Annotated in this window: 8 protein-coding genes; all 8 read right to left on the bottom strand. The window is 50.9% G+C overall.

The window, feature by feature from the left end:
- Positions 1–1,993 (bottom strand): class I adenylate-forming enzyme family protein (locus Q0369_RS03255; RefSeq protein WP_298095905.1); only part of this gene is annotated, 1,993 nt, incomplete at its 3' end.
- Positions 1,974–2,513: a DNA gyrase subunit B gene (locus tag Q0369_RS03250; protein WP_298095902.1), complete on the bottom strand. Its 540-nt coding sequence runs from the start codon at positions 2,511–2,513 to the stop codon at positions 1,974–1,976. The genes Q0369_RS03250 and Q0369_RS03255, both read right to left, overlap by 20 nt.
- Positions 2,492–2,713, bottom strand: a complete 222-nt coding sequence (locus tag Q0369_RS03245; protein WP_298095899.1) for a hypothetical protein — start codon at positions 2,711–2,713, stop codon at positions 2,492–2,494. Before Q0369_RS03245 ends, Q0369_RS03250 begins: the two co-directional genes overlap by 22 nt.
- A 495-nt stretch (positions 2,714–3,208) precedes the next feature.
- The gene (locus Q0369_RS03240) at positions 3,209–3,487 is read right to left on the bottom strand and encodes an acyl carrier protein (RefSeq protein ID WP_298095896.1); all 279 of its coding nucleotides are present in this window, start codon (positions 3,485–3,487) and stop codon (positions 3,209–3,211) included.
- Positions 3,474–3,746: a phosphopantetheine-binding protein gene (locus Q0369_RS03235; RefSeq protein ID WP_298021497.1), complete on the bottom strand. Its 273-nt coding sequence runs from the start codon at positions 3,744–3,746 to the stop codon at positions 3,474–3,476. The genes Q0369_RS03240 and Q0369_RS03235 overlap by 14 nt, the downstream gene beginning before the upstream one ends.
- Positions 3,743–4,498 (bottom strand): 1-acyl-sn-glycerol-3-phosphate acyltransferase, encoded by a 756-nt coding sequence (locus Q0369_RS03230; protein ID WP_298095893.1) that lies wholly within the window; start codon positions 4,496–4,498, stop codon positions 3,743–3,745. Before Q0369_RS03230 ends, Q0369_RS03235 begins: the two co-directional genes overlap by 4 nt.
- Positions 4,495–5,550, bottom strand: a complete 1,056-nt coding sequence (locus tag Q0369_RS03225) for a hypothetical protein (protein WP_298095890.1) — start codon at positions 5,548–5,550, stop codon at positions 4,495–4,497. Before Q0369_RS03225 ends, Q0369_RS03230 begins: the two co-directional genes overlap by 4 nt.
- Positions 5,540–6,116, bottom strand: a 577-nt coding sequence (locus Q0369_RS03220; RefSeq protein ID WP_298095887.1) for a hypothetical protein, incomplete at its 5' end; no start/stop codon positions are given. The genes Q0369_RS03225 and Q0369_RS03220, both read right to left, overlap by 11 nt.

Genomic DNA, 6,116 nt, shown 5'->3' with positions numbered 1-6,116 from the left:
GCTCGTAGCCGAGGGCTTTTGCGCAGATCAATACGAAGCGAAGCTGCATAAACGCAGGCACCAGCGCAAATCGCGCAAAGTGTCCGTCGAAATAAAAGTCGCTAGCGCGCACCTTCGCGCGAAACTCATTCTCCGCGCTCCGTTCGAAGACCGGTGCCTCGTAGCGCTGCAGGGCGCTTAAAAAGTCCTTTTTGCTTAGCTTGCCCTGTTCGTTAAAAGGCAGCTTGCTCGCGATTTTGAAGTAGCGCAAAATCGCGCCGAATTCGGGCTTCAAAAAGGCCTTTAGCTCGTCCGTGACGCCCTTTTTACCGCCTGCGCGAAACGCCTGCTCGCCGCGATCGCTGAGCTTGATAAGAGCTACGGCGCGGTCGCGCTGCGGGTGCAGATCGATCCTGCACTCGCCAATAAATTCGTGCGAGCGGAGTTTGGCTTCGAGCAGATCGAGGCTCACGCGGTTTTCATTGATCTTTACGGTGCGGTCGCCGCGCCCCAAAAGCGTGATCTCGTCTGCGCGCACATAGCCGAAATCGCGGCTTTCGAAGCGCTCGCACCAAGGAGAGCTGATCGTAAACTCGCCCGTTTGCGAAAATTTGTCGGCGGGCTGCTTTGCCCCAAATTTATCGCAAAGCCCCTCTGCCTGCGCAAATTTATCGTCGTGTTGTGTCGCGGAGCTCGGTGCGGAGCTGTTTTTCTGGCTGGCTGCGGTTTTATCGCCAGCGTCTGTACTAAATTTAGACGCCTGCTCGCCCAAGCGGTTTGTGTCTTGCCCGTCTGTATTTTGCCCGTCCGCACAGCGCGTTTTAGGCTCTGCCGCAGAATTTTCGCCGCAAGAGCTTGCCGCAGGATCAAAGAGCTCGCCCTCGCGTTTTGCCGTACTGCCGCTATCGATATCCGTGCGGATCTGCACGCTAACGGGAGCGAATTTCTTAAGCCCCGCGCCCTCGTTGGAGGCGATCACGCCAGTTTCGCTGGAGCCGTAAATATCGATGATTCGGGCACTGCTAAGCGCCGCCAACCTATCTCGGATCGCAGGACTTAGCGGCGCACCCGCGCTAAAAATGGTGCTCAAAGGTGCTATGTTTGCAGCATCTGCGTGCTCGCACAGCGTACCTAGCACCGTGGGCGAGCTGATCAGCACGGCGCCTGCAAGATCGGCTGCGAGGATGATTTCAGGGTAGTTTAGCCCGCCTTTTTGCGTGCGTGAGCCGCAAAGCAGCGGCACGAAGATGCTAAAGGTGAGCCCGAACATATTTTGGTGCGAGACGCCAGATAAAAATCGATCGCTTGCGCAAAGACCGAATCGTTCTACCAAAAATTCCGCCTCCAAAACCATATCGCGCAGGCTTTTTTCGATATTTTTCGCCTCGCCCGTAGAGCCCGAAGTTTTGATATAAAATTTTTGATCCGCGCGCAGTAGGTGCAAAGAGATGGCCTCTTGCTCGCACGGCGCGTGATTTTGCGGCGCGTTTTTAGATGAAATTTTAGGCACAGATTTTTCGGTATCGTGCGGCGAAATTTTTTCTAAATCATTAGGGCTGAATTCGTCTAAATTTTGTGCTGCGGCGAGATTTAGAATTTTCACGTCGCCGCCGAGATGAAATTTGCCGCTAAATTTTGGCTCTCGCAGCAGCACCGGCGCAAAACCCGCAATCAGCGCGCCGAAAAAAAACGCAATAAACTCCGCCGCATCCTCGCCGTAAATTTCAATCATCGACGCGCGTTCTTGCTCTTGCGTCTGCGCCGATTGCAGGTCGCGCGCGGTATCTGTGCCGCCGCTAGAATTTTCCGCGTCATTGAAATTTGCGCTTCTGTTAGAATTTTTCGCATCTTTTAAATTTACATTTGCCGCGCTGCTTTGGAGTTTGTCCGCGCTTTTTAAGTTTGCCGCTTCGCTCTGCTTGCATCCAGTTTTTGCCAAATCGCGCGCAAGAGCCGCCGCGGCAAGGATTTCGCGCTCGTAAGGCTTCAAAGAATTAATCAAATTTTTTAACATAAAATTTCCTAAAAATCATCTCGCCGCCGATCAGCGCGCCGATGAGGACATATGAGATCGCGCCGCAATAAACGCTCCAATAAATTTTATCTCGCGGTAGCAGCAGCGCCGCGCTAAGCAGGCCGTTTAGCACGAAAAATCCGAGCCAAACTTCGGTTAGCTTGCGCGTGTAGGCGCGGACGTGCTCGTTAAGACCTGGCTGCTTCAAAAGCGCTAGGCGCGTGATCGCAGGCGTCGATCTTAGGCTGAGCGCGAAAAGCGCCGCGAGCGAGAAATTTATTATGAGCGGATACAGATACGCGAGCGTTCCACTGCCAAAAAGGGCGCACAGCGCAAAAAACGCCGCGCACGCGCCCTTAATAGCGCGATCTTTACTTTCAAAAACAGCTCGCGCTCCCCATAGCGCGCTCATCGCTACAAGCAAGCAGACTCGCGCGCCGCCGTGTAAAAAATAGAGGCCGAAAGGGTAAAACACGCTTAAAATTACGGTAGCTGTTTTTAAAAATATCGTTCGTCGCAATCTTTGTAATCCTTAAATTTAGCCGCGAGGGCTTGGTTTTTGCCGCGGCGGTTTAGCTTTGTCACGGCGTTGGGCTTTGCTGCGGTAGTTTTGGTTTTTGTTACGGCGCTTAGGCTCTTGCCGCGGGTGCGATTGGCGCGATTATTACTACGCTTCGATACTTTAAATTTGGCCTTAGCGTTCGATTTTAGATGCCACACTTTTAAAATTTATTTAGTTTTGCTCGCCGCTTTTAAATTTAGCCGCACCTTAATTTAACTCGCACTGCCGCACCCGCGATCAGATCCGCTAAATCAAATTTAGCCGAAATTTTAAAATTTTGAAATTTTACGAAAACAGCGGTCGCAAAAGAAACAATGCCTTTTAAAATTTCAAAATTTCATTCAAGCTCGCAGATTAAAATTTTAAAATTTAAATCTGCAAAGCGCTTTACATACTAGCCCAAAAGCGGTGGGCAAGCGGACTTTGTGTCGTGCCGCTTAAGTGCTAAGCCCGTAAAAGCCGCTCGCTTCCTCATGCTTTAATAAAACGTTCTCCGCTCGCCGCACACCTTTGATAATATGTGCCGCACGTTATCAATTCAACATGCGCCGTTAAACAAACGCCGCCGTATGCTATCTATCAAGCCAAACGCCGCCGCAAAGTAAACTACCAAACCGCAACGCACGCGATCTTACCGCGCCGTACGGCGAAATTTAACTCTCGCCGCCGGTATTTTCCCCGCTCGCGCCTTGATCGAGCTTTGCGGCTACGGCATCCACGATGTCGCCGAGAGTTTGGATGTTTTTAAAATCATCGGGCATCAGCTTGTAGCCCGTGTTTTTCTTGACATAATCGACCAGATCGATCGCGTCGATGCTGTCGATCTGCAGATCTTCGTAAATTTTAGCCTCAGGCACGACCTTTCTCTCGTCGATCTCGAAAAGCTCCACGAGCGCCTTTTTTAAAATTTCAAAAATTTCATCTTTGCTCATTTTTACTCCTATTTTCGGCGATGTATTGCGCCAAAGACGCAACGGATGAGAAAATTTGCTTTAAATTTTGGGTTTTTGAGTTAAGCACGATACCGTATTTTTTCTGCACCAAAAGCCCGAGCTCCAGCGCATCGACCGAATCGAGCCCGAGCCCGTCGCCAAAAAGCGGCTCATCGTCATTTATGTCGCCGGGCGCTACGTCTTCGAGGTTTAGCCCCGAAATGATCAGCTCCTTAAGTTCCAAAATTTCTTCGTTCACAGATTCTCCTTTTCATATAAATTTGATATTTTTTCGTAGAGTTTGCGCACTCGGATCGGGTTTGGGCGATCCGGCTCAAAGCCCGTTAGATCTAGCGCGCACAGCTCGTAGAGGTCGTATTTCATCCGAACCTCGGGCGTATCGTACCATACTTGTCCTTTTTTTAGGCTTTTAGGATCCATTTTTATCGCGACGCAATTCATATTTTTTGCGAAATTTATCGCGATGTAAAACGCTGCTTTGTGCATGGCGATGCGATCCGCGGTGCGCGTGCCCTCGGGGAAGATGATTAAGCTTTCTCCTCGCTCAAGGGCGCTGCGGCACGCATCTATCATCGCTTCCGAGCCGGTGTTTGGGATGTAGCCCGCGGCTGCGATGGCGGCGGAGAGGAAGGGATTTTTGCACAGACTTTCCTTGACTACGCAGTTTGCGCGCCGCACGTGAGCTAAAAAGATCACCACGTCAAGCAGGCTAGGGTGGTTTGCGATGATGAGAGTGCCGCTAGGCGGGAGCTTGCAGCGCCAGCTCACGCCGATGCTGCCGTAAAGTCGCGCGAGCAGCAAAAATATGCGCCACGAGATCATTATGAAATCGCGCACGAAATTTCGCACGACTTCTATGCGGTTTAGCCGTAGTAGCGCTACGGGGAGGAAGAGCAGGTTGCCCATCATACACAGCGCGCCGAAGCTTGAGAAGCACAGCGCGATGCCGATCTGTTTGAGCTTGCGCCTTAGCGGATCTGTCTGTTTCATCGCGCGGCGCCTCTTTCGGCGGGGATTTCGCAGCAGCTTTTGTTGGAAATTTTACGGCTCTCGGTGAAGGTTTTGTTGTTCTCAGCATGGATTTGATGGTTCATCATGCGCGCGATCTCGATAAAATTTCTACGGCTTGCTACTCGCTGCGTCGCAGCGGAGTTTTTGCGGTTTGTTGTGCGCGATATTTCAGCTTGCGGTGTATGCAGAAGCAATAGAGCTTTCATGGTCTGAGCAGAGGCGATCTCGGCGCCCTGCATATGCCGAAGCAATAGAATTTTTGTGACGCGCGATAAACTGCGATCTTGTAGAATTCCCGCCGTTCGTCGTGCGTATTGCTGCGATAAAATTTCTATGTTTTGCCGTACGTGTCGTTGCGGTAGAATTTCGGCGGTTTGCCACGCGCGCCGCCGCGAGGAAATTTCTGCGAAGCACCATATACGCTGTTTTGGCGCCACTATATGATGCATCGTTTGATTAAATTTATAGCTTGCGGCGTCGTTAAATTTAAAATTTATCGCAACGCTTTGTCGTGCGCATCTTGCCTGAGCGGCTACTCGGTTCATCGCGCGGCTAAATTTAAACTCGTAACCCAAGCTTTGTTCTGCTGAAAATATGAAATTTGCAGCCCGCTGCGCGTAGCATTTCGGCTCGCCGCATCTGTCTTGATAGCGAAATTTTGCGGTGTCTTCCGCGCGCCGCTGTGGTAAAATTTTTATAGCCCGTGACTTGCACCGTTTAGGCGGATTTTTTTTAGTTCGTTGCGTATGCCTCGGCAGCGTATTTTCGCAGTGCGCCTCATTGCAACGCGATTTGGGGGCGTATGGTGCGCGCCCTTTCGGCGTGCTTTTAAGATGCGCCGTTTGGCTGAGCTCATATTCGATAGCGCAGCTAAATTTAAAACTTTCACTATATCTGAGCTTGGAGGAGAGGCTAAATTTAAAGCTCGTCATTCGGGCTTTTGCGGCTCCGTGTAGCCTGAGATTTTGGTCAAATTTATTCGTCTCACCGCGCTTGCACATGCGATGAAATTTTGCTATTTTAATGCTCACGATTTTGCCTTAAAAAAGCTGCGATTTTGGCGGGATCTTTGACGCGCCAAAGATAGTCCAAAACCCCGTCGCTACTGCGCCATTCGCGCTTGCCGAAGAGGATTTTGGCCAAAAATTCCACCGCGGTATCTAGCGGGATCTCGCCGCCTTTTTTAAAGCTTCGTAAAATTTCATTCTCGGCTCGCGGTTTTGGATCTTGTGCCCCCAGGCTCTGTGCCGTCGCGTCCGTAATGTGCGGTGAAATTTCAATCTGCACGTCATCTCCTCGCTGAAGCACCAGAAGTAGGGCACAGGCAAAGTCGCAGCGCTTCAGATAGTCGTTATTTGCCTCTTCAAAATAGCAGAGCAGGGCGATTTTATCGTTATCCGACTTGCATTCGCCGTTTTTTCCATTTTCGTTTGCGTCCTGCGCGGAGTAGGAATTTTCCGCGCCTTCTTTCAGCCTTGCAGCGGCGATTATTGCGCCGTTTTCAAGCGCACACGCCGCAGAGATCGTCGAAATTTCGGCGTGGTTTTGCGTAAAAATCGCATTTTGCGCCGCGATCGCGTTGAGTACGCTGACGCAA

This window comes from uncultured Campylobacter sp. (genome assembly GCF_938030685.1).
In the GTDB taxonomy this organism is placed as follows: Bacteria; Campylobacterota; Campylobacteria; order Campylobacterales; family Campylobacteraceae; genus Campylobacter_B.
The sequence above is the reverse complement of the archived record's forward strand: the minus strand, read 5'-3'. Positions and strand labels throughout refer to the sequence as shown.